At 34.5% G+C, this 26480-nt stretch carries 22 protein-coding genes and 1 pseudogene; 14 read left to right on the top strand and 9 right to left on the bottom strand.

Annotated elements, in window-relative coordinates:
- Positions 1-8 precede the first annotated feature (8 nt).
- The 3 genes and pseudogenes from AC2A1D_RS12915 to AC2A1D_RS12905 all read right to left on the bottom strand — a co-directional run bounded on the left by AC2A1D_RS12915 (position 9) and on the right by AC2A1D_RS12905 (position 5332).
- The gene (locus tag AC2A1D_RS12915; protein WP_484044126.1) at positions 9-1856 is read right to left on the bottom strand and encodes a DUF3604 domain-containing protein; all 1848 of its coding nucleotides are present in this window, start codon (positions 1854-1856) and stop codon (positions 9-11) included.
- A gap of 284 nt (positions 1857-2140) precedes the next feature.
- On the bottom strand, positions 2141-3703 hold the full coding sequence (locus AC2A1D_RS12910) for an arylsulfatase (protein WP_484044002.1): 1563 nt from the start codon (positions 3701-3703) through the stop codon (positions 2141-2143).
- A 96-nt stretch (positions 3704-3799) separates the two neighbouring features.
- Positions 3800-5332, bottom strand: a pseudogene (locus tag AC2A1D_RS12905) (arylsulfatase).
- An 810-nt stretch (positions 5333-6142) separates the two neighbouring features.
- On the opposite strand from AC2A1D_RS12905, the gene AC2A1D_RS12900 reads away from it, so the two are divergent.
- Complete coding sequence (locus AC2A1D_RS12900; protein ID WP_484044001.1) at positions 6143-7414, top strand: porin; 1272 nt, start codon at positions 6143-6145, stop codon at positions 7412-7414.
- A gap of 137 nt (positions 7415-7551) precedes the next feature.
- Positions 7552-8580: a LacI family DNA-binding transcriptional regulator gene (locus AC2A1D_RS12895; protein WP_484044000.1), complete on the top strand. Its 1029-nt coding sequence runs from the start codon at positions 7552-7554 to the stop codon at positions 8578-8580.
- Positions 8581-8588: 8 nt separating this feature from the next.
- Here AC2A1D_RS12895 and AC2A1D_RS12890 read toward each other — a convergent pair whose 3' ends face one another.
- The 4 genes from AC2A1D_RS12890 to AC2A1D_RS12875 all read right to left on the bottom strand — a co-directional run bounded on the left by AC2A1D_RS12890 (position 8589) and on the right by AC2A1D_RS12875 (position 12238).
- A complete protein-coding gene (locus tag AC2A1D_RS12890) occupies positions 8589-9032 on the bottom strand; it encodes a hypothetical protein (protein WP_484043999.1) in 444 nt (147 codons plus the stop codon).
- Between the two features lies 1 nt (position 9033).
- The gene (locus AC2A1D_RS12885) at positions 9034-9615 is read right to left on the bottom strand and encodes a dual specificity protein phosphatase family protein (RefSeq protein WP_484043998.1); all 582 of its coding nucleotides are present in this window, start codon (positions 9613-9615) and stop codon (positions 9034-9036) included.
- Between the two features lie 568 nt (positions 9616-10183).
- Positions 10184-11278, bottom strand: coding sequence for a Fic family protein (locus AC2A1D_RS12880; RefSeq protein ID WP_484043997.1), 1095 nt, complete (start codon positions 11276-11278; stop codon positions 10184-10186).
- 192 nt (positions 11279-11470) lie between these two features.
- Positions 11471-12238 (bottom strand): LuxR C-terminal-related transcriptional regulator, encoded by a 768-nt coding sequence (locus tag AC2A1D_RS12875; RefSeq protein ID WP_484043996.1) that lies wholly within the window; start codon positions 12236-12238, stop codon positions 11471-11473.
- A 139-nt stretch (positions 12239-12377) separates the two neighbouring features.
- Here AC2A1D_RS12875 and AC2A1D_RS12870 point away from each other — a divergent pair, with 139 nt between their 5' ends.
- The 8 genes from AC2A1D_RS12870 (at position 12378) to AC2A1D_RS12835 (ending at position 19167) form a co-directional block, all read left to right on the top strand.
- Complete coding sequence (locus AC2A1D_RS12870; RefSeq protein WP_484043995.1) at positions 12378-12857, top strand: hypothetical protein; 480 nt, start codon at positions 12378-12380, stop codon at positions 12855-12857.
- Between the two features lie 22 nt (positions 12858-12879).
- A complete protein-coding gene (locus AC2A1D_RS12865; RefSeq protein WP_484043994.1) occupies positions 12880-13437 on the top strand; it encodes a hypothetical protein in 558 nt (185 codons plus the stop codon).
- Positions 13438-13463: 26 nt separating this feature from the next.
- A complete protein-coding gene (locus AC2A1D_RS12860) occupies positions 13464-14411 on the top strand; it encodes a hypothetical protein (protein ID WP_484043993.1) in 948 nt (315 codons plus the stop codon).
- 20 nt (positions 14412-14431) lie between these two features.
- Complete coding sequence (locus AC2A1D_RS12855) at positions 14432-14959, top strand: hypothetical protein (RefSeq protein WP_484043992.1); 528 nt, start codon at positions 14432-14434, stop codon at positions 14957-14959.
- Between the two features lie 6 nt (positions 14960-14965).
- On the top strand, positions 14966-15412 hold the full coding sequence (locus AC2A1D_RS12850; protein WP_332655178.1) for a hypothetical protein: 447 nt from the start codon (positions 14966-14968) through the stop codon (positions 15410-15412).
- Positions 15413-15414: 2 nt separating this feature from the next.
- A complete protein-coding gene (locus tag AC2A1D_RS12845) occupies positions 15415-16350 on the top strand; it encodes a hypothetical protein (RefSeq protein WP_484043991.1) in 936 nt (311 codons plus the stop codon).
- 101 nt (positions 16351-16451) lie between these two features.
- A complete protein-coding gene (locus AC2A1D_RS12840; RefSeq protein ID WP_484043990.1) occupies positions 16452-17666 on the top strand; it encodes a WG repeat-containing protein in 1215 nt (404 codons plus the stop codon).
- A gap of 298 nt (positions 17667-17964) precedes the next feature.
- Positions 17965-19167, top strand: a complete 1203-nt coding sequence (locus AC2A1D_RS12835; protein ID WP_332655184.1) for an IS256 family transposase — start codon at positions 17965-17967, stop codon at positions 19165-19167.
- 18 nt (positions 19168-19185) lie between these two features.
- Here the strand turns inward: AC2A1D_RS12835 and AC2A1D_RS12830 are convergent.
- Positions 19186-20537, bottom strand: a protein-coding gene (locus tag AC2A1D_RS12830) for an IS3 family transposase (RefSeq protein ID WP_484043989.1) whose coding sequence is annotated in 2 segments (ribosomal slippage) — positions 19186-20199 and positions 20202-20537 — 1350 coding nt in all. Because the reading frame shifts where the segments join, the coding sequence is not laid out codon by codon here.
- Between the two features lie 285 nt (positions 20538-20822).
- On the bottom strand, positions 20823-21506 hold the full coding sequence (locus AC2A1D_RS12825) for an SMODS-associated NUDIX domain-containing protein (protein ID WP_332655186.1): 684 nt from the start codon (positions 21504-21506) through the stop codon (positions 20823-20825).
- Between the two features lie 181 nt (positions 21507-21687).
- Between AC2A1D_RS12825 and AC2A1D_RS12820 the strand changes: the two genes are divergently transcribed.
- The 4 genes from AC2A1D_RS12820 to AC2A1D_RS12805 are packed head-to-tail and all read left to right on the top strand — an operon-like array spanning position 21688 to position 26334.
- The gene (locus tag AC2A1D_RS12820) at positions 21688-23175 is read left to right on the top strand and encodes an MFS transporter (RefSeq protein ID WP_484043988.1); all 1488 of its coding nucleotides are present in this window, start codon (positions 21688-21690) and stop codon (positions 23173-23175) included.
- Positions 23176-23204: 29 nt separating this feature from the next.
- Complete coding sequence (locus AC2A1D_RS12815) at positions 23205-24536, top strand: MFS transporter (protein ID WP_332655190.1); 1332 nt, start codon at positions 23205-23207, stop codon at positions 24534-24536.
- A 39-nt stretch (positions 24537-24575) separates the two neighbouring features.
- Positions 24576-25040: a hypothetical protein gene (locus AC2A1D_RS12810; RefSeq protein ID WP_002978677.1), complete on the top strand. Its 465-nt coding sequence runs from the start codon at positions 24576-24578 to the stop codon at positions 25038-25040.
- A gap of 7 nt (positions 25041-25047) precedes the next feature.
- Positions 25048-26334, top strand: coding sequence for an alginate export family protein (locus AC2A1D_RS12805; RefSeq protein WP_484043987.1), 1287 nt, complete (start codon positions 25048-25050; stop codon positions 26332-26334).
- The last annotated feature ends 146 nt before the right edge of the window (positions 26335-26480 follow it).

Here is a 26480-nt window from a genome sequence, read left to right as displayed (position 1 = left end):
ATATCAATTTATTTCGGGCTATACCAAATTGGTGAAGTATATGCTCTCTCTTGGGTTGTTACCCAAACATCTTTAGCTTGTTGAAATTTGAACCTAGCTGCATCATAAGCTGTCCATCTTGGTGAAGGTATTTGTAAAACACGCACATAGTAAAATGCTTTTAATTTAGGATCAAACTCTGGATCGGACCAAACTGTTTTTAGTTCTTGCGCACCAATAGTATCTTTCCAAGTAGCATCTTTCAGATTTACAGTGTTTCCTACTGGTGGTATTTTACCATTAGCAGACATTGGTCTTTTGTTCATATCACTCCAAACTACATTATAAACTTTTTCGTGTGTGTTACCTTTTGCATCCAACCATCCTTTAACCACTTGTACTCTGTCTAGGTTTGCATCTTGAGGATCTTTCCAAGCGTAAATCATAAAATTAGGATTTTGCCCTGCTTTACCTTTAATATCTCCACCCATTGGCACGCCTTTTTTGTAGCCAACTTGAGGCATGTTGCGCGCAGTCAAATCTTGTTTTGTATAACCATATCCTCCAAAAAAGCGAACTTTCATTCTTGGCCCTGTAGAACCGTAAGTTTCTCTACGCTTCATAGCATCCCAAAGTGCGGCACGTGTATTAGAAGTAGCCCAAACAGCAGTATATCCTGATGCACCAAGTTTCCACGCCATCATAGATCCAGAAGGGAATTCTAATGCTTTTTCAAAAGAACGTTCTTTGCTGGGTTCTTCGTTAGAATATTTTCCCCAGTAGTTATTATCATCAGCTGTGCTTAAACCACTGTGAGAATCTGTACCTCCGGCCATTCCGTATTTAAATGGATTTACACCCAATTGTGTTTCTAATTTTAAACCTGTGCTCAAAGCCTGTCTGATATATTCTGTTTTTAACATACCTGGCTTTTTAGGCTTCAATACAAGATTCCCTTTATCCCAAATTTCAAAATCAGCAAACTCGTCATTAGGTGACAATAAAGGGTGCGTTTCACTTGTTCCTTTGCATTGTGTTACTTCGTATAATACTTCATATTTGTTTCGAAGTTTGGCCAATTCAGGTGTCATTTTACTGCCATCCAAATTTGTTTCTTGAAACATCAAACCATTTGACAAATTACCATTATGCGGAATTGCTAATAATTTACCTCCTGTTTTGGCTTCATAATTAGCCATCCATTTCCAAAGATCTTCAGGGTTTTCAGAATCGAAAGTAGTCATTGGAGAAACTTGTTTTCCCTTGTCTGCTCCATCACGATAAATTACATTACGATGCAGGTTATTTCCCCCGCCATAGTTAGACGTCCATTCATAAGCGATAAATGCAGTAAACTTCCCAGGCTCATTATATTTTTCAACAATGTCAATATTTCTTTCCCATACTGTTTTAGCAAACTTGGGGTCTGTAAAAGGTTTTGGAAGCGTACCATTGGCTTGGCGGTTGATGATATCCATCATCACTGCGGCTGCCTTAGCACCACCAGCTTTCATATCTTCATGATATTTAGCCACGATAGGATCTTTCATTACTTCAGGATCTCCTTCAATAACTGCATTAATAACACCTGCGGCATCTGAATGATCTGCCACACAAAGCCAGTCTAAAGCGCGACTTAGTTTTGCTCTTTTTTTTGTGTTACTTTCTACCTCTTCACCACGTGCAAATCTAAGAGCCTCTTCTGGTCCAACTCTTGTCCCAGAAGCACCCGCATCAGCAGACCACGACGTATGTAAATGCTGATCTCCCCAATAAACATCTCGATTGGGATTTTCTTCAACTGCACTTGTTGTTGATTCAGTTGTTTCATTCGTTTTTTTATCATCCTTTCCCTTGCAGGCGGCGAATAAAAGCAGAATTAAGATGCTTTGGCCAATAGCTTTTGTTTGATAAGGCCACCTAACTAGTTTCGTTTTTTGTCGTTTTTTTTGTTTTAATTATTAATGCTTATTTGTTAATACATCATTAAAGTATGAAAGGCAGGTATTTAATTTTAACTTGCCTTTTAAAATCCTGTTTCTGTTATAATCACACCTATTCTCTCTGAGAATTTTCATTTCTGTTTAAGAAAATTACTATTGCTTTTTAACAGATTGGCTAGGAAATACTTTAAATACTTTAAATAATTTTAATACCAAAATTAATTACCTCCTGGACTTTGTAGTTTTTCTAGCACCTGATCCACAGAGAAACTTGCCGCTTTTTGTCTTGGTGGAAATTCTTTGAATGTTGATAAAAATTTACCTACATAGGCTTGTGCAGGCACCAAAAGATAAACCCTATTTAACATCCAATCATAATAAGTGTTTGATGTGATTTGAGAGCGTTCGTATGGGTCTCTTCTAAGATTAAAAATATAAGGAACTCTCATAGGTACAAAAGGCTCTTGCCAAACATTTAAGGTTCCTGGTGATTTTTGCATCATAAATAATAGTTTCCAATCATCATATCTCAAAGCTGTTAAATCGCCATCGTCAGAAAAATAGAAAATTTCATGTCTAGGACTCTTTACTTTTTTAGGATCCATTAAGTGGGCAGAAACATCATATCCATCCAAATGTACTTTGTAGCTTCTACCAAGTGAACTAGATTTATATCCATCCAATAAGTCTTCTTTAACATCTTTTTTGCCAGCAATAGAAAGAAAAGTTGGTAACATATCCATGTGATGAACAACTCCATTACTAACAGAACCTGCTTTTATATGTCCAGGCCATCTCATCATAGCGGGTACTCTCCAAGCTCCTTCCCAGTTGGTGTTTTTCTCTCCTCTAAAAGGTGTTGCTCCTGCATCTGGCCAAGTATTGTAGTGTGGTCCGTTGTCAGTTGAATAATGTATTACTGTATTGTCAGCAACGCCTAGTTCATCTAGTAATTTTAAGAATTTTCCAATATGCATATCGTGCTCTACCATGCCATCCGAATATTCATCTTGTCCTGAAATTCCGTCTAATTCTTTTTTCACATGGGTTCTAAAATGCATTCTCGTTCCGCTCCACCATACAAAGAAAGGCTTATTTTGCTTTACAGCATCTCTAATGAATTGCATAGCCCTGTCAGATGTTTCGTCATCTACTGTTTCCATTCTTTTTTTAGTTAATGGGCCAGTATCTTCAATTTTACCATTAGCAAATGAATGTATTACACCTCTAGGACCGTAGGTTTCTTTAAAAGTTTTTCCATTGGCTAGTACCATATCTCCTGGATAATCTTCATTTTCTGGTTCTTCTTCGGCATTAAGGTGATATAAGTTTCCAAAAAATTCGTCGAAACCATGATTGGTTGGTAGATGTTCATCTCGGTCACCTAAGTGGTTTTTTCCAAATTGTCCAGTCACATATCCTTGATCTTTAAGTAAAACGGCGATGGTAGGGTCTGCTACATTCATCCCTTGTTTAGCTCCAGGCAATCCAACTTTGGAAAGTCCTGTTCTAAAAACACTTTGCCCCATAATAAACGATGATCGCCCAGCAGTACAAGATTGCTCACCGTAATAATCTGTAAAAACAACCCCTTCATTAGCTATTCTATCAATGTTAGGTGTCTGGTAGCCCATCATTCCTTTTGTATAGGCACTAATATTGGATTGTCCGATGTCATCTCCCCAGATGACAAGAATGTTTGGTTTTTTATTGTTTTGAGCATTTACCAATCCTACCCAAAAGAAGGAGACGATAATGGCGCCTAACGTAAATTGTTTCATGATATTTGTTTTTTTAATGAATAAAAAAGCGAGGACTTTCCTGCCTTAAAAAAAATGTCATTATGTTCTTCCTATATTTTAGAAAGACATTCGTTGCTAATTCGCTGGATTAGCCGAAAGTTTTTCGAAAGCATCAGAAAGTTTGAAGCTATCACTTGGTTGAGATGGTGGATACTCTTTCAGAGATTGAATGAATGAACCGATAACCTTAGCAGCTCCGCTGGTCATAAAACCACGTTGCTCTTGCCACTCACCGTAACCTCTAGTTTTGTGCATTCTTTCAAATGGATCTAATTTTAAATTAGTAATGATAGGTGTTGATAATGGTAATTGAGGTGCTTGGAACCATGCTTCTTGATCAACGAACATAAATTTCCAATCTCCATAACGTACTGCATGGAAAGTTGTTTCAGTAAAGTATAAGAAATCTTTACGAACAGATTTTCCATTATTAAGGATAAGATCACTTTGATCATAACCATCCAAATGATTTTTGAAAGTTTTTGATCCAACTTTTTTGCCTTTCAATAAATCTTCTTTTAAATTCTTATCACCTTCACAAATGGATAAAAGAGTTGGCATCCAGTCTTCCATAGACATAAATTCACCTGTAGAAACGTTTTCTAGAATGTGATTTTTCCATTTAACAATTACAGGAACTCTAAATGCTCCTTCCCAGCCACCAGCACCTTTTTCTCCGTGGAAAGGTTGGTTACCTCCATCTGGCCAAGAGTTAGTAGCAGCACCATTGTCGGTTGCAAACATGATAAATGTGTTATCGGCAACACCAAGCTCTTCTAGATAATTCACTAATTGCCCAACATTGTAATCCATTTCGGCAACACCATCTGCATACTTACCATATCCTGTTTTACCTTCTCATTCTTTAGATTGGTGAGTAGGGTAATGCATTCTGATAAAATTGTGCCATACAAAGAAAGGTTTTCCTGCATCTACAGCCTCTTTCATAAATCTTTTTGATTCTTTAACCACATCTTCATCCAAATGTCTTTGTACTTCGGTACCCCAAGGACCTAATTCTTCTACTTTTTGTCCGCCTTTGCCATCCGATTTGGAGTGGACAATTCCTCTTACTGAAAAGCCCCATTTATCTGCAACATCTTTTTTAGGATAATCATATTGTTCAGCATACTGAGCCGCGTTCAGGTGATATAAGATACCATAGAATTCGTCAAAACCATGCATGGTAGGCAAGTATTCATCACGGTCACCAAAGTGGTTTTTACCAAACTGACCAGTGGCATAACCGTAAGGTTTTAATAATTCTGCAATGGTGGGATCCGAAGCTTGAATTCCTTGTTTTGCGCCAGGTATTCCTACGGTTAACAATCCTGTTCTATATGGATGTTGCCCCAACATGAAGGCTGCTCTACCAGCAGTACAAGAAGCTTGAGCATAATGATCCATAAACATCATCCCCTCTTTGGCTAATTTGTCAATATTCGGGGTGGTGCCTCCCATCATACCTCTGTGGTAGGCACTAATATTCCACATACCTACATCATCTCCCCAGATGATGAGAATGTTTGGTTTTTTGTTGTTTTGAGCATTTACCAATCCTACCCAAAAGAAGCAGACGATAATGGCGCCTAAAGTAAATTGTTTCATGATATTTGTTTTTTTAATCAATAAAAAAGCGAGGACTTTCCTGCCTTTAAAAAATTTGTCAATATATTGTTCTCTTATTTTAGAAAAACCTTCGTTGTTAATTCGCTAGATTAGCCGAAAGGATAATCATATTGTTCCGCATACTGTACTGCGTTCAGGTGGAATAAAATGCTGTAAAATTCATCAAACCCATGCATGGTTGGTAAATATTCATCTCAGTAACCAAAGTGATTTTTACCAAACTTTCCTAGGGCATAACTATGCGATTTTAACAATTCTGCTATCGCTATGTCAGAAGACTATACTCCTTGCTTGGCACCCGGTATTCAAACAGTTAATAATCCGGTTCGGCAAGGATGCTCTTCCAGCCGTACAGGATGCTAGAGTGCAATGATCCATAAAAATCATTACCTGATCCGCAAGCTTGTCAATATTTGGAGTTACCCCATCATACCAAGATGGCAAGCACTAATATTCCATATACGAACATCATGTACCCAGATTATAAAAATGTTTGTTTTTTTTGAGCAGAAACTGACATTGAGCTGCAGAGTAACAGCCGAGAAAAACGATCCTTTTTTTCATAATTATTATTTTTTGTTAATAGTTTTAAGAGTTTAAATTATTTTTGAATAAACCATAAACAACTTAAAATCAGTAGTAAATACACAACTTTTCTCGCAAAAACAAATGGTAAAGTTATTTTTTTTTAAAAAAATATCACACTTTAGAGTTATTTTTACTTTTATATTTTTTTACAAAATAATTGCAAAAGAATACATATATTTATATATCCAAAAACTATAAACTATGATCAATTTTAACGTAAAGATTCTTATTCCGATAAGTTTCTTAAGCTTATCATTCTCGGTAAAAGCGCAGCACACCGACTTGGTCGACGATAGCCAAACTCAAATCCTGGCTGATACTACAAAAAAATACATGATCCCGGAGCTTAGCGAGGATAATATGAAATGGACGAAAATAAAAACCAAATTCTTCACAACAAAAATTGGCTTTGCACCGATTCTCGACTACAATATAAATATTCAAAATCAAGACAGTAAAAACCAAGTTGGCGAGCAGGAAAGCAGGTTCGATATCCGTAGCGCAAGAATGATGTTTAGTGGCAAGCTTAATTTTAAAAATCCATGGTCATACCTCATAAGTTTGGAATATAAAGGCTTAGACAGAAGAGAAGACGATCCTCCTTTTGGTTTTACAGACCTAAAATTGGTAATTCCTTTTAATAAAAACAGTGATATCACTTTTGGAAAAATAAAAGAGACTTTCGCCTATGAAATGGTAGGAGACGCAGCCAACCTTCCCCACTTTGAGCGTTTGCTAAACCCTTTCTTTGCAAGTAGAAATTATGGGTTTATCTACCATCATTTCTTTTTAAACAATAGATTAACCGCTTCTGGAGGTATTTATAAAGATTGGATCTCCACAGGTGAAAGTTTCTCTAATTCTAACACCACGTTTACTGCAAGAATCACTGGTTTACCTAAATGGGAAAACGATGGTAAACAATTTATGCATAGCGGGGTAAGTTTTAGATACGTAGACGCACAGAACGGCATTGTAAGGTTGAAAAACAAAAATGAATCAAACATAACCTCAAATTATGTTGATACCGGAAATATTGCAGCGACAAGCCAAATCAATCTCGGTCTAGAACAATTATGGAGTATGCAAAATTTTTCAGTATTAATGGAATATGTACACAATTGGACCCGCACTGTAGACTTTGGACTACAACAGTTTAACGGATACTATGTAACAGGTAGCTACGTTATAAGCGGTGAACAAAGACCTTACGATCAAAGAGCCGCCTACGCGAGAAGAATAAAACCAACGGGAAAATATGGAGCATGGGAAATCTTTACCCGTTTTGGAAGAAACAAATTAGAAACAAAACAAATACATGGTGGAATTAATAACCGTTACGACGTTGGCTTAAATTGGTGGGCAACACAATACTGGAAGCTAGGTGTAGTTTATGGTGTAAGTAACTTAGAAAAAGATGGAATTACAGGGGTTACCAACAACATACAGTTTAGACTTCAATGGATTTATTAAAGAAAATTTAACCTAAAAAAACACCTATTTTAAAAAAAACACGTTAAAACCCTTTGTGTAAGCATTATTTGTTTAAATTTACGCTTCATCCTAAAGAAAGATTCTACAGGAAGATTTAATGTGATTTCTTATAATTTATGACAAAGAAAAATGCCACGATATATGATATTTCGAAAAAGCTGAATGTAAGTGTGGCTACAGTTTCCCGAGCGCTAAACAACCACCCCAGAATAAGCCAAGCTACGAAAGAGCTGGTTACGAAGACTGCGAAGGAAATGAATTATAAACAAAATAATCTCGCCAAAGCTCTTAAAAGTGGCGAAACAAAAAATATTGGTATTATCGTTCCCTACATTAATACCAACTTTTTCTCATCTGTTATTCGTGGGATAGAAGAAGAACTTTCTACACAAGGTTATCACGTGATTATTTGCCAAAGCCATGAAGACGTTGATATCGAAAGAAAACATTTAAACACGCTTCTTAATGCGCAGGTTGATGGCATTTTCATGTCGGTTTCGCGTACAACTATCGATACACAACATATCCAGAGTATTTTAGACACTTCAAATACGCCAATTATTTTTTTCGACAGAAAAAAAGACATCCCTGGAATTAGTACCGTAACTGTAGATGATTATCGCGGAGGCTACATGGCAACGGAACATCTTATAAAACAAGGGTGCAAAAATATTTTCCATTTTGCAGGTGATTTGAATCTTGAAATCTATCAAAACCGTCTCAACGGCTACAAACAGGCTTTAATTGATCATAAATTCAACGTAAAAGAAGAAAACATCATCTACACCGGAAGTTCTATAGACGCAGGAATTGAAGCAATAAAAACACTTTGGAAAGGCAACAACATCCCGGATGCCATTTTTTCCGCAAGCGACTCTACCGCATTAGGGGTATGTCAGGAATTAAAAAAGCAAAAAATAAAAATCCCGGAAGAAGTGGCGGTTATTGGTTTTTCAAACGAACCTTTTACTCAGTTTATGGAACTTCCGATGAGTTCTGTAGACCAAACTCCGGTATTAATGGGAAATATGGCAGGACAGGTTTTCCTAGACCACATCAAAGACAATTCTTCGGGAGTTTCTATTGAGAAAAAAGTGGTTTTAGCCCCGAAAATTATTATTAGAAAGTCTTCGAAGAGAAAGTAATTGTAGTATTAATCACCTAAAAACTCTAGATCTAAATACATTTGATGTGTTTTAGGATTGAAATATAAAACCGTTTCTTTTTGAAAAACAAAGCCAACCCTTAGTTTTTCTTTTTCAACATTTATAGTTTTACTGTATTGATATACATTGCCTTCAAACTTAAAATTATAGTTTAAAAGAACCATATTAACAGTTTCATATTTAGATTCCCGAACATCATTGTTCGTTAATTTGTCGTAAAGAAGTGTTCTTTGTTCACTTTTCGTGGGCTCTATCTCATTACTCCAAGAATTTGACAAAACAGTAATATCTTTTAACTGAACATTTATTTTAAAGCTATCTTTTTTTAGCTTTTCTATTTTTCTTTTATCCGAATTGTTTATAAAATATTCAGCAATTTTAATAACAAGGAGAATTATTCCTGCTGCTAAGAAAATATAAAATTTAAACATCTTACCTCTTTTTATAATTCAACAAATACGTTCCTTTTTCTGATGTTTTAGAAAAATTAGTTCCGAATTCCCAAAACAATCTTGCATTTTTTCGGGCATCATCATTGGAAAAATTTTCGTACTCAATCCTGTAAATAGAGCTGAACAAACGAGAGCGCCCTACTCCATGATGACAATGTATTAAAACAGGATAATTAGCCGGATTATCCATAATCGTAAGAAACTTCTGAACCATGCTATCCGGAGGAACTTGGTCTACCGGCAAATTGTAATAATGCACTCCTGAAATCTTATCTGCAGCTACTTTTTCTGCATTTACTTGGTCTTTAGATTCTGGATTCAGCTCGGTCTGAATTAAACCATCTCTTAAATCAACAATGGTTTTAATTTTATGCTCATCCACAAAACCTTTCAACTCATTTGGTGGAATTGCACCGGAATTATAGACTTTATTCTCTGTAATAGTCACCAAATTGTAACGTATTTTCTTTTGATAAAAAACCAACGCCGCAACGACAATTGCCAATCCCAAAATAGAAAAAACAACGGCCTTCAGTTTTTTATTTTTGATGCTTAGATTCATTATTTTCAAAACTAAATTTAAAAATACGAAGCTAAAGATTCTTTTTTATAAAAAGATGAGAAGAATTAAAATTATTTTTAAACCGCCACCTACAATCACAATAAAGAAAGTTTTAGAATTTTTTAAAACAAAAAAACACTTACATTTCTGTAAGTGTTTTATTTATAACGTGGTCCCACTTGGGCTCGAACCAAGGACCACCTGATTATGAGAGAGTTTTTACTCAAAACCACGTTAACAAACCCCGTTTAAACGGCATGCAGAGGCTATCAGAATTCTAAATTTTAACTTAAAGTTACTGCTAAAGTTACTTGAAATTTCATTAAAATTTAGTTTAAAACACCTCAAATTTCACATGTAAAGCTTACTTATTTTTAAATTTTTATAGAAGTTTTATCCTCAAAATTAATTCAAAAATTTAACAAAATGCATTTGCAGATTGTTAGAACAAAAGTAAAGAAAATCTTACCAAAATCATTAATTTCATGTCAAAACTAATTTTATCACACTATGAAACATCTACTAATACTATTGGTAATATCGGACAATGCTTTTAAACCCAAATAAATTAATCTTTCAATTCGTAGTGAGTACTCCTTCCTCCAGAATTTGCTTTAATCAAAATTCCTTTTTTCACTAAATCGGTTATATCTCTTAACGCAGTATCTTGAGATGATTTAGTTATTTTTGCCCATTTAGAAGTGTTTAGATTTCCCTCAAAATTATCGATTAACATGGTAAGCATTTTTTGTTGACGTTCATTACTTATCAATCCCAAATTCCTAACCCAAAACTGATGTTTCTTTACTACTTTATCTATAATTGTACTAGAAGATAGAATCGCTTTTTTTAAACATTCAAGAAACCAAATAATCCACTCTGTAATATCTAAATCGTATTTTTGAGTATGTTCTAAGATTTTGTAATAAGACTTTCTCTCATTTTTAATTTGTGCCGACATACTGTAAAAACGCTGGTTTACCCCATCTGCTTTTGAAAGTTGCATATCGGTAATCGCACGAGCAATACGACCGTTTCCATCATCAAATGGATGAATGGTAACAAACCATAAGTGAGCTACTGAGGCTTTTAGAATTGGATCTAACTGAGTTTCTGTATTAAACCAATCTATAAATTGTTTCATCTCATGCTCTAGAAGTTCTGCTTTTGGAGCTTCATAATGTACTATTTCTCTTCCCATACCACCAGAAACTACCTGCATATCTCCTGAACGCCATTTTGCGACTTCAATTTTATACATTCCACTCCTTCCTGTTGGGAATAATGCTGCATGCCAACCATAAAGTCTTTCATTACTCAATGTTTTATCATTATTTTGTGTTGCGTCCAACATCATTTCTACCACTCCATCAACATGCCTATCTATATGTTGCAAACCTGAATCTTCTAAACCCAACCTCGTTGCAATTGATGAACGTACCTGTTCGGGATTCAATATTTCACCCTCTATTTCGGAAGATTGAACAACATCCTGTATCAATGTTTCTAAGTTAGCTTCATCTTTTAATTCAAATCCAAGTAGCTCAACTTTACCCATTAACTTTCCTTGGAGATTTCTCACTTCACTTAAAAGCGTAATAAAATCCTGTTCATTCCACTGGAAATTTGCCCAATTGTTAAGCTGATGAATGTAAATTGCCATTTTTATTTATATTAATGCGGTAAATATACAAATTATTCTCCGCAAGATTCACGGTGATTAATTAAGGTATTCTCCGCATTTATTTTGTGATGAAATTCAAATGAATATTACTTAATTGGCACTATCATTTACATCAGTGGGTTATTTCACATCTAATTTCACTGATATTTTTTTCAAACATGGATATACTTTCTAAACCCAGTTATTTTCTATAGATTTCGAAACTAAATCTGCTACCGTAATTGCTCTCGACTTTTGGAAAATATTTTTTCTATGGGAATTTATCGTGTGCACAGATTTATTGAGTATTTCAGAAATCTCTTTTGTAGTTCTGCCCTGAACAACAAGATTCAAAATTAGCTTCTCTTTGGAGGTGAATTTTTCTGCCACAGGATCCGTGTGTAAACTTTCTTCTTGATAATTCAAATAAGAAGGCTCATTATCTAAACCTAGAAATGATAATCCAGATGGTTTATGATCTGTCTTCATATGAGTAATGTCGGTATGAATTCCAATTACTCTAATTACTGCGCCATCTTCTTTGGTTTGTATTGTCGTTACCTGCTGTAAAATCCATTTATATTTACCTTCTTTGGTTTTTATTCTGTAATCATAGCTTACTTTATATTTTAGAACCTTCTCAGGCGGAAGTTTGTTAAAAAAATCGGTAACCATTTTTTCATAATTAAAGAACCTAGGTTGGTCTATTGGGTGTATATTCTCTACCACCCATTCTACAGAAAAAACGTGAGGGCTAAAGCCGGTAACCTTCTCAAAACCGTCACTTGTAAATTCGATATTCGCATGGGCTGTATTAAAAATATAGTAGTAATAATCACCCACATGAAAAAGATCTAACAGCTTTTTGTAAACCGTAATTTCAAAATCTAACGGGATATTTCCACTTTGATGCTTGGCAATTTTTGACCAGACATCTTTTATGGTAGTTAGTGTGAACATGGATATTAATTTTCGTTAAAAATAGTTAAAAATCACTATTTCTAGTGATTTTTTTTCGGATGCTTCTCAATAATTTTGAAAAAGGTAAAAGCACAATCGAAACCTTTGTTACAACTATTTATCTTAAAAAACTATAATTATGAAAACTTTTTTGAAATTAGATTTAAAAAACACGAATTTGATGTTTCCAATAATACTATTTACAACTTTTGGATTGAGCAGTATAAAAGCACAAACAAAAACCAAAATAGAAACAATCGAGCTTAAAACTTCCAATCCAGATATTATAGTAAAAGTAATTAGAGATGGAAATATTTTGGAAACCAAAGCATTCAACAACAGTTCATCTCAACTATATGCGGTAAGTTTTGAAATAAAAGCTACTTTGAAAAGCAAAACAAAAACATTTATTAAATCTTTAAAAGGACATACAACAAACGAAATGTTCCCTCTTCAACCGAATAGCAGTACTTTGAGTAAATCAGAATTATTAACTTTCGCTGATGATGAAGTGAAATATATTGATGGAACACAAATAAAAGCACCTCAAGATAAATCTTTATATAATTCTTTGTTAAGTGCAGAATTAGTGAACTTTACAGAAAAAAAGGTGAAATAAAAAACCAACAATAAATTAGTACATGAAAACTATTGGTTTGAAAATTATTTTAGTAATATTTTTACTACAATCTGCTTTTGCCTATTCCCAAAACAATAAGCTTGTAAAATTATTGAACAAAGAACTCAAAAAGGAGCTGAAACGAATTGAGAAAAATCCTGATGCGGAAAAGTTTGAGGTAGTTCAGTTTTATCAACTGCAAGACAGTATTGTGGTAATGGAAGAATATCAAGAAGATCCGCAAACCATGAGAAGAATCTTGCAGGCTGATTTAAAAATTCTTTCGGTTGAGATAAAAAAGAAAAATGAATCTACCGGAAAGTTCTATACCGAAAAGCAGGAGGTAAATTTAGGTGCAATAGAAAAAGTTCAGAAAGACATTAACATCCTTTTTACTACTCAAAAAAATGCTGTTTTAGTTACTACAATCAATGAAAATGGTGAAAAGGAATCTTATAAAACCGACCAATTTTTTTTACAGCTTAATCAAGAAAAAAATAACGAAGATTTTGCCGATATGCTCATCAAATATTTCAGGAAGTCTGGCTATTTTGTAGAAAAAGGTGTTTGGGCAGATTAAAAATTTTAAAAAAAACGATAATTACAATGAAACAAATAACAAGAATCCTGCTATTGAGTATTTTGTTTGTTGCAGCCAAATTTCAAGCACAAACGGATTATAAATTTGCCTACTTGAAAAGTGATGAATATAAATTATCGCTAGATGAGATGGATCAGCTTCTCCCTGGTGATGGGTATAAAAGTAGATACGAACGTACAGAAGCGCTCAACAAAAATATGCAACATGAGCTACGGGATTACAATGAGTTTACCAAGAAAGAATTGGTGGAAGCACTTACTGAAAAAAATCATTTCAAAATGGGGCCAGAAGTGGGTGAAGAGATTGTATACAAAGAACGAGAGAAAGAATTTGACTCATGGTCTGCAGAAGAAAAGAAACAAAAATTTGATACCTATCGTAGACGTTTAGCACAAGAATTCAACGATATGAATGAGCAATTAAATAGGGAATACAAATACTTGGAAGAAAAATCTAGAGCAAAAATTGACAAAAAATATAAAGAAGCGTATGAGAAAATCGCTTCACAACACATCATTTTTCTTGATTTTGACGATTGCTATTTTCTAAACACTAAAGTTCCTAATGGTATTTCGTTGCTAAAAAAAGAGTTGGGTCTTGTTAAAAATAGTACCGTTATCCTTCAGGAAATTCCATCTACGGAAATTGCGTATATTGATTTAAACGTTATTTATGAGCAATATCCCGATGTTGTAAAAAAATATGAAGAATCAAATGCTTTATTGAATATCTACAACCAATCTGGTAATTTGAGTGACCAAGAACGAAGCACTTACGAAAAATTATCTAAAGAAATTAATGCACATAGTGCTAAAATAAAAAGCCAGGTTCAAGACATTGCAAAAACGAATAAATACAGCTTAGTAACCAATAAAGCTGCTTTTCAGGCCGAAGTTGCCATTCTATTTTCAGATATAACCCAACAGGTACTTGCAAAAATGAAAAAGAAATAATATTATAATAAAACAGAAAAATGAAAATACTCGTAAAAATTCTTCTTACTACGTTACTTTTATTAAGCATCTTTTCTTCCGCACAAGGTTTTGAAAAATATCTAGGTGAAACAATTACCGATGTAAAAAAGCTACTCGATCAAGATAAAATTGAGTATTTCGAAAAAATTGACAGTAAAAAATTACCGTATCTTACTTGGAAAGTAGAATCTGGTTATGTGAAAATGACCATTGTGATTGCCTTTACTCAGGAAAAAGATGTAATAAGTAATAAAATAATATTAAGGATGCCCAATAATACTTCTATCGAAAAAGAAATTACAAACAATCTTGTCACGCGCTTAACCGAAAAAGAATACGAACAACTTGCTGATACTAATAATCTAATTTTCTCGATAGTTTTTAAGTCTACAAATAATGATGTGCACAAAAAAGAGCACTATTTGTTTTTTTATGAAGAAAATTACAATAAAACTTCTGATGCTGAAAAAGATGACTTTTACTTTTTTGCAGACTATATATTAGACTTAAAACTAATTTCTAAATAAGTTTTTATGAACTCCCGCTTCAACGACGAAAACCTTCGCTTAACCCATTTTGAAACAGAAGTTCATGTTTCTTGTCCAAAATGTGCAAAAAAGGCAATCGCGACGGTAGATTACGAGAAAAAGGAAGCCCGTTTATATTGTTTATTTTGTGGATACAATAAAACAACTGATACCGAACTCAGCTATTTTGGATTGTCTGGAAATTTTAAAGTTGCCGCAAGTTCTTATTTTGATGTTGGTTTATGGTATGCAGTACCTTTTAAAGGCGATTATTTTATTGCTTATAACGAAAAACATTTAGATTATTTAGAACAATATATTTCAGCAAAACTTCGCGAGCATAAAGACAGAAGCCATTTCACCCTACTTGAGAAACTTCCAAAATTTTATCATGAAGCCAAAAACAGAAAAGCTTTGCTGGAAATTATAAAAAAATTACGCTTAAAAAAATAATTATGAAAACTATATTTAAAACTTTTTTTGCTATTTATTTTTTACTTAGCTCCTTTGCTTTCGGGCAAAATTATGAAAAGTATTTAGGGAAGTTCTTAACCGATGTTAAAGATCAACTAACGAAAGAGAATATAACCAATTATTATGATTTGGGTTATGAACAAAATTATTATATCTCTTGGAAAGATACATTTGAAAATAAAGAAGTAACTGTAATTTGCACATTTACATATGAAGAAAGTTATAAATGCAGTTCTGTAATTGTAAATTTAGGATCCAAGAGTATTAATTTAATGTCGAAATTAATAGAAAAAGGATATAAAAAAGATAATACGAACTATAAATCTCTTGATAGTAAAAGTCATATTATTCCGCATTTTCTAGCTTTTAGAGACATAAATAATCCCTTTGAACCTATCGGAAAATCATTTACAGTTGATAAAGGAGATACAATTGGAGTTTATACAAAAGAAGTATTAGACAGCGAAAAGCAAATATTCAAAATGATGGTGCAGCAAGAAAGTACCACAAGAAGCAGATATACAGAAAAATTAAGAGATATTTTTTACGATGGCGATTTACCATACAATTTTACGGTAAAGGCCAGCAACGGAGAAGAATTTATCTCTAGTATGAACGAATTTTTTTTATCGAGAATAAGAATTACCTTTGAAAATAAAGACTACTATTGGTCTTTTAACATACCAGATGAGGCAATAAAAAACTTTAAGGTAAAGACTATTGAGAAAAATAAAGATTTCTCTGTGGTAACGGTTACATTTCCTTTTAAAATAAATAAATATAGATATACTGTAGGTATTCTTCGCCAATATGTAGAGCCAGAAAAAGTTGATGTAATTTATTTTTTTGTTCCTAATGAACGTGTCAATGAATTTCATACACTTATTACTGAATATCTTACAAGCTCAAAATGGTAAATGTTTTGTAAAAAAGAAAGGTTATATCAAAAAAAAATAAAATTTCATTACAAAGGAATAGATTGAAAACCAATAACTGAATTAGAATAAAAAAACATCTTATGAAAAAACTATTTCTAATATCTATCATCACATCGCTTTCTTTCAGCAATGTTACAGCACAGAAATTAACGGCTTTTAAATCCAATAAAGGATTATGGGGCTTTATGGACAGTAAAACAAAAGCAGAAATTATAAAACCTCAATATAATGACGCTCACGGCTTTTCATTTGGGTATGCCGCAGTGAAAAAAAATGGAAAATGGTTTTATATAGATAAATCGGGCAAGAACATTTGTGAACATACGTTTGACAAAGCTGGGAACTTCGACGAGTATGGAGTAGCAAACGTGAGTAATAACGGCAAATGGGGAGAGTTGTATTACGGAAGTTTGATGTATAATAGTTGTACATTAATGCAAGGATCTGCAGGGATAGCGAAAATATCTGAGGAATCCTACAAACAAGAGGAAAAATTAGGTTGGAGCAAAGAAGAATATGATGGTACCGCCACAATGGTGGACGGGGTAGACTGGGATGCTTATAGTAATACACAGTTGGCAAAAACAAGTGATGAATTATTCCCCAATAAGACTAATCAAAAAACTGTTAAACAGAAAAAGTACCACCCAAACGGAATACTTTCCGGCGAAGGAAATGAAGTAAACGGAAAGAAAGAGGGTGAATGGAAATTTTATAATCAAGAAGGTATTTTATTTGAAAAATCTAATTGGAAAAATGATGTAGCACAGGGAAATTATACTTTTTATTTTACCATAAAGAATAAAATTACCCCAATGCAAACAGGATATTTTGTTGACGGAAAAAAACACGGAGAGCAGTTTTTTTATCATCCTAATGGTAAAAAATCTTCAAGCGAACTCTGGAATTATGGCACTTATACAAAAATGAATTCTATTTATGATAAATCGGGAAATCTAATTTCTTCAAATGGAAGCGGAAACCTTCAAACCTATTACAGTAACGGGCAACTAAAATTTGAATGCAATCACATTAATGGTTTTCGAAACGGTGTTGGTATCTGGTATTACGACAATGGTGTAGTAATGCAAAAAGTTCTTTTTAAATATGATGCAAATAAAAACAGCCACTTAACTTGGGAAATAATAGAAACAAACACTTCCCAAGGAAAACCATTAGAGAAAGGAACGCTTACTAATGGAAATGGAACAATCTTTAATTATGATAAAAACAACAAGCTTGTTTCTATTATTACTTATGTTGAGGGAAAAGCATTCAAAAAAGATGAAAAATAAATTTTCGGTAAATAAACGAGCAAATAGTTATTGAATATCTATTTGCGTAATCTGAGTATCTATAGTCCAAAAGCTTCTAAAAACAAAATGAACTTGAAGCTATTTTCATACACATATCAACGGATATATTAACAGTACTAGAGGTAATATTTGACGATAAAAAGACGTTCGTACAAATTACTAGGTAGTGTCCTACTAACTGTGTAAGTAGAAAAGTTATTCTGAAAAATTTTGAGCCCTCAAAGCTCAAAAAATTTTTCGGAAATAACTTTTTACTATTTTTAAACATTATACAGTTATGACCAATAAAGAAGATTTATTAAACAACAAGGATTTCTACAAATCCTTTAAGAACGGAGAAGATTTAACCTCGTTCTTCAAAGAACTGCACAAAAAAGCAGTAGAACACATGCTTGATGCTGAATTAGACAGCCATCTTGACAATGAAAAACACGAAAAAACCACCAATGGAAACTACCGAAACGGACATGGAACTAAGAAGATTAAGTCATCCTTTGGCGAATCCGAAATTAAAGTTCCCCGTGACCGAGGAGGGAGTTTTGAACCTGCTTTAGTTCCCAAAAGACACAATATCATCGATGGTTTGGAGAATATCATTATCTCGTTTTATGCTAAAGGAATGAGCGTTTCGGATATTGAACAACAGATTAGTGAGATGTATGATTTTGAGGTTTCTACATCAACAATTTCTCGGATAACTAATGCTGTTGCCAGTGAAGTCGTTGCGTGGCAAAACCGACCTTTAGACGAATTGTATCTGATTGTTTGGATGGACGGAATTGTTTTCAAGGTTCGAGAAAACTCAAAAGTCATTAACAAAACCATTTATTTAGCCGTAGGGCTCAATCGTGAAGGGCGAAAAGAAGTTTTGGGAATGTGGCTTGGAAAGAACGAAAGTTCCAGCTTTTGGATGAGTGTTTTAACCGATTTAAAAGCTCGTGGTGTTGAAGATATTTTGATTACCGCTACCGATAATTTAAATGGATTTACCCAGACCATCCGCTCCGTTTTCCCTGAATCCCAAACCCAAATCTGCGTAGTCCACCAGATAAGAAATGCTTGTAAATACGTGGTTTGGAAGGACAGAAAAGCGTTTTCTGCCGATATGAAACACATTTATACTGCGCCTACAAAAGAAGCCGCCAAAGCAGCCCTGGAAGATTTTGCAACCAAATGGGAAAGTAAATATTTGTACACCATTCAATCCTGGAGAAACAATTGGGACGAACTCACCGTATTTTTTGATTTCCCAATCGAAATCCGAAAAATCATTTACACCACCAATTTAATTGAAAACCTGAATGGAAAAATCCGAAAATACACTAAAAATAAAATGTCTTTTCCTACGGATGATGCTGTTTTAAAGTCGGTGTATCTTGCTCTAAAAGAAGCTACCAAAAAATGGACAATGCCTATCCATAATTGGGGATTGGTTTTAAACCAATTTATGCTTATTTTTGAAAAAAGGCTCAGATTATAAAATCCAAGACTAACTTTTCTACTTACACACTTTGTGGGATAGTGTCTGTCTTCTTTTTCGGATTGAATCCGATTTTATTTGGCTTCTTTTTTCCAAAATCTGCTCAGATCTGCCGAAGTAAACATCTGCTGGAGGAAGGTTTTTCAAAGATTCATGATATCGGTTGTTGTTGTAATTTTCTACGAATTTTTCTAAAGCTTCCACAAGTTCGTCAGGATGATAAAAATGATTGAGTTTAGCCACATTTTTCATCGTTCTGTGGTAACGTTCTATTTTCCCTTGGGTTTGCGGATGCATCGGCTTTCCGTGAACCTGCTTCATCTTCAAATCGTCTTTCAGATAGGTTCTGAGTTCGTTTGATATGTAGCAGGAACCATTATCTGAGAGTAATTTCGGTTTGGCTTTAGACTTTAATTTTGCTTTTTCAATCGCTGTATTTACTGTTCGTTTCACATCTTCAGCTTTCATCGAATCGCATAACTCCCAGTGGATGATATACCTGCTGTAGTCATCTAAAACAGTGCTCAGATAGTACCAACCCCAGCCAATAACTTTAAAATAGGTAAAATCAGTCTGCCACATCTGATGCACAAATTCTGTTTTATCCTTAAATTCATTTGCTGCTGAAAGAAGAAAATGATTCGGAGCTGGAATCAAATCCCGTTGCTTTAAAATCCTGTAAACACTGGATTCTGAGATGAAAACACCTTGTTCATCGGTAATTTTGTGCGCCAGTTCTCTTGAGGAAAGTTCGGTGTGTTCCAAAGCGATTTCTACTACCAAATCTTTTTGTTCTTCCGGAATGCTGTTCCACTGTCTTTTCGATGTTCTTTTGGATGTCTCCAAGCCATCGTAGCCGTTTTCAAGGTATTTCTGATACCACTTATAGAAAGTACTTCTTGCAATCCCAAAGCTTTCCAGGGTTCGTTTTACACCAATTTCGCTCGTAGTAACTTCTTGAATAATTTCGTATTTCTCACTTGCTGATAATCTCATAAACTTTCTGTATTTATGGGTTAATCCAGCATGTCTAAGCTTTTTTTTACGATGTCGTAGCGTAGAACCAGATCGGCAACCATCTCTTTCAGGCGTGCATTCTCTTTCTTCAAATCCGACACTTCATCACTCGTTGCTTCTCTAATAACATCACCATTGAGTCGTTTTTTACCGGCTTCCATAAATTCTTTGTTCCAGGAATAAAACTGAGATTGGGCAATATTATGCTGTCGGCATAGTTCCGCTACAGAAGTTTCTGCACGAAGCCCTTCCATTACGATTAAAATTTTCTGCTCGGCTGTAAAAATCCTCCTTGTATTTTTACGGATGTCTTTTACGAATTTTTCGGAACTTTTCTTTTTAGGTGTTTCCATAATTAAATGTAATTCTTTTTTTGAAAACACTCCTTAACTTTTATACTATATAATGTCTACTTTTTGCTGACGATTTACAATACTTGTTTGCAAATACATTAATTAGCAATTTTATAAATTTATAATTACCTAAAAGAAGATACCAACTTAAAAAAATAATAGATAAAAAGTTCCGATTTAATACTCAATAAAAATCGGCAATAATTGTTAAAAAAAAGAGTTACATAGAAAAATCTTTAAATAAAAGTATTTAAAGGTTTTTCTATGTAAATGGTAGTTGATGTTTTATTTACTCCATTTTAAGTTTTGTGCATACTTTGTATGTGGTCCAATTTCATGTGGAAAAGATTTCGAACCCCTCTCATCACCTAGTGTTTGAATAACTTCATCCGTAACCCAGATGTAATTTTCAGATGTTTTATTCTTTAAATCTTTAAGTAATGGCATTTGGTCATCATTAATTACTAAATCAAAAACTTCATAAATAAAAAGACCTTTACCTCCCATATCCAAATCAATTATAGGTGATTGACTTTTTTTCTTAAATCTATAGTCGATGTATCTAAAAGGCCGCCAGTTTAAAATTTCTGTTGCAATTAATTCTTCACAAAATTCTCTCCAAGGCGAACAGACATCATCTCCCCAGTTCTGACTTTTAACAACACTGATGAGCTTTGCTCCAATCTGTAAAGCGTTATCATACTCGGCAGTTACACCATTTGTTCGCAGGTATAGCTCACAGCGTGGAATACCATTTCCCCTATCAGGATGAGGCATAAAATCCTTCAGAATTTTTACAATACCATCATTGGGCATCAATCCTAATTTGCAGTGATCAGATAGGATAAATTCTGTCATCCCCGGAACATTAATATGAGGCTTCCTTCGAAATAAGGCAGTATAGAATTCTGTGCTTCTTTTTTGATCATGTACATATAGTATGATTTTGATTCCGACGATTTGCTTCATCTTTAAAGTTTTAATGGAGACATTACACACAATAAACAAAATCCTGTATCAGCTTCCTGTAGGATAACGAGCAGTATGATTTATGACACAAAAATAGAAAAAAAAATCAAAATAAGACAAAAATATCTTATTTATAATATCTTTGCTGAAGAAATAATAAACATCTAAAAAAAGACAATCAATGGATGCAAATTTATCTTCCGCTCACAAAATTCTAGTATTAAATACACTGGCTTTTACCATTTGTTTTGCTTGCTGGACATTGAACGGAGTTCTCGTAACTTATCTCGTAGATAATAATATTTTCAACTGGTCAGTCGTCGAAACTGGCTGGCTGCTCGGAATTCCCATTCTTACGGGCTCCATTATGAGATTACCCTTGGGAATTTTAACTGATAAATACGGTGGAAAACCTGTATTTTCAACCCTACTACTTCTTTGCAGTGTTCCATTGTTCCTACTCTATTTTGCAGATTCCTATTGGATCTACTTTCTGCTAAGTGCCTTATTCGGAATGATTGGGACAGGTTTTGCCGTAGGAATTGCCTTTACATCAGCTTGGTATCCAAAAGAATGGCAGGGACGTGCCTTGGGAATATTTGGGATGGGAAATTCAGGCGCTGCCTTAACCACATTTTTTGCCCCCACTCTACTTAATTATCTATCTGCCGAAGACCCAGAGAATGGATGGAGAATGCTTCCCATACTCTATGGAATTACATTGGTCATCATAGGATGCATCTTTCTACTCTTTGTGAAAAATAAGAAAGTTACCGCACAAAACAAGTCTACAAAACAACTTCTCGAACCTCTCTCGAACATGAGAGTCTGGCGATTTGGTCTTTATTATTTTTTAGTATTCGGCTTATTTGTCGCTTTCTCTCAGTGGTTGATGCCTTACTATGTGAGTGTCTACAAAACCTCATTGGTTTTAGGAGGACTTTTGGCATCAGCCTTCAGCTTACCCAGTGGCGTTATCCGCGCTTTTGGCGGTTATCTTTCAGATAAATTCGGTGCTAGAAAAGTGATGTACTGGATCTTATACTCTTCACTGATTTTAAGCGGACTTCTGATGCTTCCGAAAATGGAGATTCTAACTCCCGGAAAAGGCATCACAGCAAAAAAAACAGGAATCGTAAAAAGTTTTGGAAATGAAAAGATCATTCTTGATAATGCCGAATTTGCTATCAGTGCAAAACCTGAGATTCCCCAACAAACTTCAGTATTACCCGAATCCTTTTCATGGCAGGAAATTTTAGTAAAACAAAACGAGCGCGTACAGAAAAAGCAGCTTTTGGCACAAGGTGTCACATTGATCAAATTTGAAGCACACATCTGGGTTTTCTCAATCTTGGTGATTCTCATCGGCATTATGTGGGGAATCGGTAAAGCAGCAGTTTATAAACATATCCCTGAATATTTTCCGAATGAAGTCGGTGTTGTCGGCGGAATGGTTGGATTAATTGGTGGTCTAGGCGGATTTATTGGTCCTATCCTTTTTGGATATTTATTAGATTTTTCAGGGTTATGGACCAGTTCATGGATTTTCGTATTTCTCATTTCCGCTATCTCATTGTTCTGGATGAATCAGGTTATTAAAAAAATGACAAACAATGCTGCACCGCATCTTAAAGACAGAATTGAGCACGTCAACAACAACAAAGATTAAAATAAACTAAAAGAATAAATTACTACAATATGAACGAGTCAAATTGGTTAACGGACTACGATCCGTCAAATGAAGAATTTTGGAAACGCAGTGGGAAAAAGATAGCTTGGAAAACTTTGGCCATCACCACAGCTGCACTTACTTTCTCTTTCGCAACCTGGTTTCTTTACAGTGTTATCGTTATCAAACTTCCGCACATCGGTTTTCAATTCACAGATGACCAGCTCTTCTGGATGGCCGCTATGCCCGGACTGGCGGGTGGTATTCTAAGAATCGTCAATACATTTCTAATTCCCATATACGGAACAAGAAAAGTTATTTCCATCAGTTCACTGATCAAAATAATTCCTCTTTTAATGTTAGGATTTGCTGTGATGAATCCCCAAACATCATTCACTTATTTTATGCTGATAGGATTCTTATTAGGGATTGGAGGTGGAGATTTTTCATCCTTCATGCCGTCTACTTCATTATTTTTCCCTAAAAAGGAGGTAGGAACAGCACTCGGAATCCAGGCAGGTGTCGGTAATTTTGGGGTAAGTCTGGTACAGCTACTCTCTCCTTTGATTATGAGTCTTACACTGTTCTCATTTTTAGGCGGCGGTGAAATCATCGTGGAAACCGGAAAAACGATCTACCTGGAAAATACTGCATTTATCTATGTGATTCCTTTATTGATCGTTGGAATTTGGGCTTGGTTTTCATTAAAAAGTATTCCCGTAAAAGCTTCTTTCAAAGAGCAGCTGGATATTTTCAAAGACCGTCACACCTTGTATTGTACGATGACCTACATAATGACCTTCGGAATTTTTGCAGGATTTTCTGCGGCTTTCCCCCTGATGATAAAAAATCTCTATACACCCTTAGATAAGAACATTGACCCTTTACAGTTTGCATTTTACGGTCCCCTAATCGGTTCTGCATCCAGAGTGATTTTCGGGAAAGTGGCAGACAAGATAGGTGGTGCATATTTGACTCACTTCACGGGAATATCATTGATAATTTTAATTTCCAGATTGATTCTTGGCGGTTATCTGACCCCAACTTCACCGGATCAATTTCAGGGATTTCTTCTCATAGTATTAGCCATATTTTTCTTCACAGGAATAGGTAATGCAGCGACTTTCAAACAGTTTCCAGTTATTTTTTCAGAATCACCGAGAAAAGCAGCAGGTGTTATCGGCTGGACAGCAGCAGTGGCTGCATTTGGTCCTTTCGTATTTAATATTTTGATCACACAATCCAGAGCATTGACTGGAGATTCCAGATTATTCTTTTGGTTTTTGGTGGTAGGATGTGTTTGTGCAACCGCCGTCAACTGGCATTTCTATACAAAAAAAGGATGTGAAAGACCTTGCTAGTATTTCCTTTAAGCTCGTTTATTAATTTAAAAAATTGTAATGCAAAAGAAAATAACTTCAGTTTTACTGTTGATATCTATCGCTCTGAATGCGGGATTGATCTATCAATTTTTTTACAAGGGTGAAAAGGTAATTGCTGAAAAAGAGGGAAGATATGAAATCAAAATGGCAAAAGAAAACCGGGAGTTTGTTATGGCAGAAATGAGAGGTTTTCTGGAAAGCGTCCAAAAGATCAACGAAGGAATTGCTAAAAATGATCCTGAAATCATTGCAAAAGTCGGACAACAATCCGGAACCTGCAAAGTGGATGCGGTGCCACAAGGTCTTGTAAAATCTTTACCGTTTGAATTTAAACAAATGGGCTTTCAAACTCACGAACTTTTTGATGTGATGGCAAAAATGGCAAAAAAGAAATACGACCGCCAACTAACTCAGGAAAAGCTCAATCAATTGCTCAACAACTGTGTTGCTTGTCATAAAACCTATAAAATAACCACCGAATAATAAGAAGATGTATAAAACTAAAATCGCCATCAGCTTTCTGGTCTTTGCTTTTGGAATCACAAATGCACAAGTCGACAGCCTGAAAATGAACATTGACCTCAGAACAAGAGCCGAACTGGATAACGGAGCAAGAACGCTAATCCCAAAAGGAAAATCAGCAGAAACGACGGTTGTATCAAGAGCTCGTTTCGGAATTGATTATTACTATAAAAATCTGGAAGTTTACATTTCTGCACAAGACGTAAGAACTTGGGGTGAATCCTCTTCTACTGCAAGTAAAAATCAGAATTTTATTCTGAATGAGGCTTGGGCCAATTATCAATTTTCAGAACGATTTGCCTTAAAATTGGGACGGCAAATTCTTTCTTACGACAACGAACGATTAATTGGGGCATTGGATTGGGCAATGCAGGGACGAAGTTTTGATGCTTTAAAAGGTATTTTCAAATTAACTCCGAGTTCAAAATTAGAAACCGTTATTACTTACAATAATGACGACAATGACGCGAATGACCTTCCCGACAAAGAAGTTTATAATATTACAGAAGCCGGAGAAATCACAAAATCTCTACAAATCATCCATTACCAATACACAGGAAAAAACAAGTTACAGTTCTCCGCAGTCGCTTTGAACCAGGTTTTACAAAACCCGTCTGGTACACATTACGATATGTTGACCGTAGGAATTAACTCAAAAAAATATTTTGAAAATTTCGGTTTTTTTGGTTCTGCTTATTATCAAACCGGAAAAAATACAGCCGCTCAAAGTAAATCTGCTTATCAATTTTCTGTAAATTCAGACTTCATCATCATACCGAAATTTAACGTGGTTTTGGGAACAGAATGGCTTTCCGGAAGAAGTTTTGATACGGAAGCCGGCAAGAATAGATCTTTCAGTCCTCTGTACGGAACTAATCATCTTTATAATGGTTTTATGGATTATTTTTATTTCGGGACAAATCATTTCAACAGTTTTGGCTTGAACGATTATTATCTGAAATCTACTTATAAATTTAACTCAAATTCTAATCTTCAAGCCAATTTTCACGCATTTACATCCAATGGAAAATTGGGCTTAAATAATTTGGGAGAAAAATATTCAAATTTTTTAGGAACCGAATTAGATTTAGTTTTCACTCATAAAATCGGAAAATCAATTACTGCAAATCTTGGTCATTCGTTTATGTTTTCAGGAAAAAGCATGGAATATCTGAAGAATGTTCCTGAACCAAAAAACCTGCAAACTTGGTCGTGGATTGCTTTTAGAATCGCTCCGAATTTTAAAATTAAATAAAAAAATGTCCTTAGTTTTTCTAATGGAAACTAAGGACATATTTAATTTCATTAATCATTTTTATAAATCATTATCATAGTAAAATAAATAGTCGTTTTCAGCAATTTAGGTATCAAAATTGAATTTTAATAAAAACTAATAAAGTT

The organism is Chryseobacterium sp. HNCC26DJ239 (genome assembly GCF_057180445.1).
Note: the sequence above shows the minus strand (reverse complement) of the source record. Positions and strands in the feature narration are given on the sequence as shown.

Excerpts from the sequence above, each read along its gene's own strand:
- AC2A1D_RS12890 (WP_484043999.1), bottom strand. The coding sequence starts at position 9,032 with ATGTTTAAATTTTATATTTTCTTAGCAGCAGGAATAATTCTCCTTGTT.
- AC2A1D_RS12815 (WP_332655190.1), top strand. The coding sequence starts at position 23,205 with ATGAACGAGTCAAATTGGTTAACGGACTACGATCCGTCAAATGAAGAA.
- AC2A1D_RS12910 (WP_484044002.1), bottom strand. The coding sequence starts at position 3,703 with ATGAAACAATTTACGTTAGGCGCCATTATCGTCTCCTTCTTTTGGGTA.
- AC2A1D_RS12840 (WP_484043990.1), top strand. The coding sequence starts at position 16,452 with ATGAAAAAACTATTTCTAATATCTATCATCACATCGCTTTCTTTCAGC.
- AC2A1D_RS12875 (WP_484043996.1), bottom strand. The coding sequence starts at position 12,238 with ATGTTCACACTAACTACCATAAAAGATGTCTGGTCAAAAATTGCCAAG.
- AC2A1D_RS12820 (WP_484043988.1), top strand. The coding sequence starts at position 21,688 with ATGGATGCAAATTTATCTTCCGCTCACAAAATTCTAGTATTAAATACA.
- AC2A1D_RS12865 (WP_484043994.1), top strand. The coding sequence starts at position 12,880 with ATGAAAACTATTGGTTTGAAAATTATTTTAGTAATATTTTTACTACAA.
- AC2A1D_RS12810 (WP_002978677.1), top strand. The coding sequence starts at position 24,576 with ATGCAAAAGAAAATAACTTCAGTTTTACTGTTGATATCTATCGCTCTG.
- AC2A1D_RS12845 (WP_484043991.1), top strand. The coding sequence starts at position 15,415 with ATGAAAACTATATTTAAAACTTTTTTTGCTATTTATTTTTTACTTAGC.
- AC2A1D_RS12895 (WP_484044000.1), top strand. The coding sequence starts at position 7,552 with ATGACAAAGAAAAATGCCACGATATATGATATTTCGAAAAAGCTGAAT.
- AC2A1D_RS12835 (WP_332655184.1), top strand. The coding sequence starts at position 17,965 with ATGACCAATAAAGAAGATTTATTAAACAACAAGGATTTCTACAAATCC.
- AC2A1D_RS12870 (WP_484043995.1), top strand. The coding sequence starts at position 12,378 with ATGAAAACTTTTTTGAAATTAGATTTAAAAAACACGAATTTGATGTTT.
- AC2A1D_RS12825 (WP_332655186.1), bottom strand. The coding sequence starts at position 21,506 with ATGAAGCAAATCGTCGGAATCAAAATCATACTATATGTACATGATCAA.
- AC2A1D_RS12860 (WP_484043993.1), top strand. The coding sequence starts at position 13,464 with ATGAAACAAATAACAAGAATCCTGCTATTGAGTATTTTGTTTGTTGCA.
- AC2A1D_RS12855 (WP_484043992.1), top strand. The coding sequence starts at position 14,432 with ATGAAAATACTCGTAAAAATTCTTCTTACTACGTTACTTTTATTAAGC.
- AC2A1D_RS12885 (WP_484043998.1), bottom strand. The coding sequence starts at position 9,615 with ATGAATCTAAGCATCAAAAATAAAAAACTGAAGGCCGTTGTTTTTTCT.
- AC2A1D_RS12900 (WP_484044001.1), top strand. The coding sequence starts at position 6,143 with ATGATCAATTTTAACGTAAAGATTCTTATTCCGATAAGTTTCTTAAGC.
- AC2A1D_RS12850 (WP_332655178.1), top strand. The coding sequence starts at position 14,966 with ATGAACTCCCGCTTCAACGACGAAAACCTTCGCTTAACCCATTTTGAA.
- AC2A1D_RS12880 (WP_484043997.1), bottom strand. The coding sequence starts at position 11,278 with ATGGCAATTTACATTCATCAGCTTAACAATTGGGCAAATTTCCAGTGG.
- AC2A1D_RS12805 (WP_484043987.1), top strand. The coding sequence starts at position 25,048 with ATGTATAAAACTAAAATCGCCATCAGCTTTCTGGTCTTTGCTTTTGGA.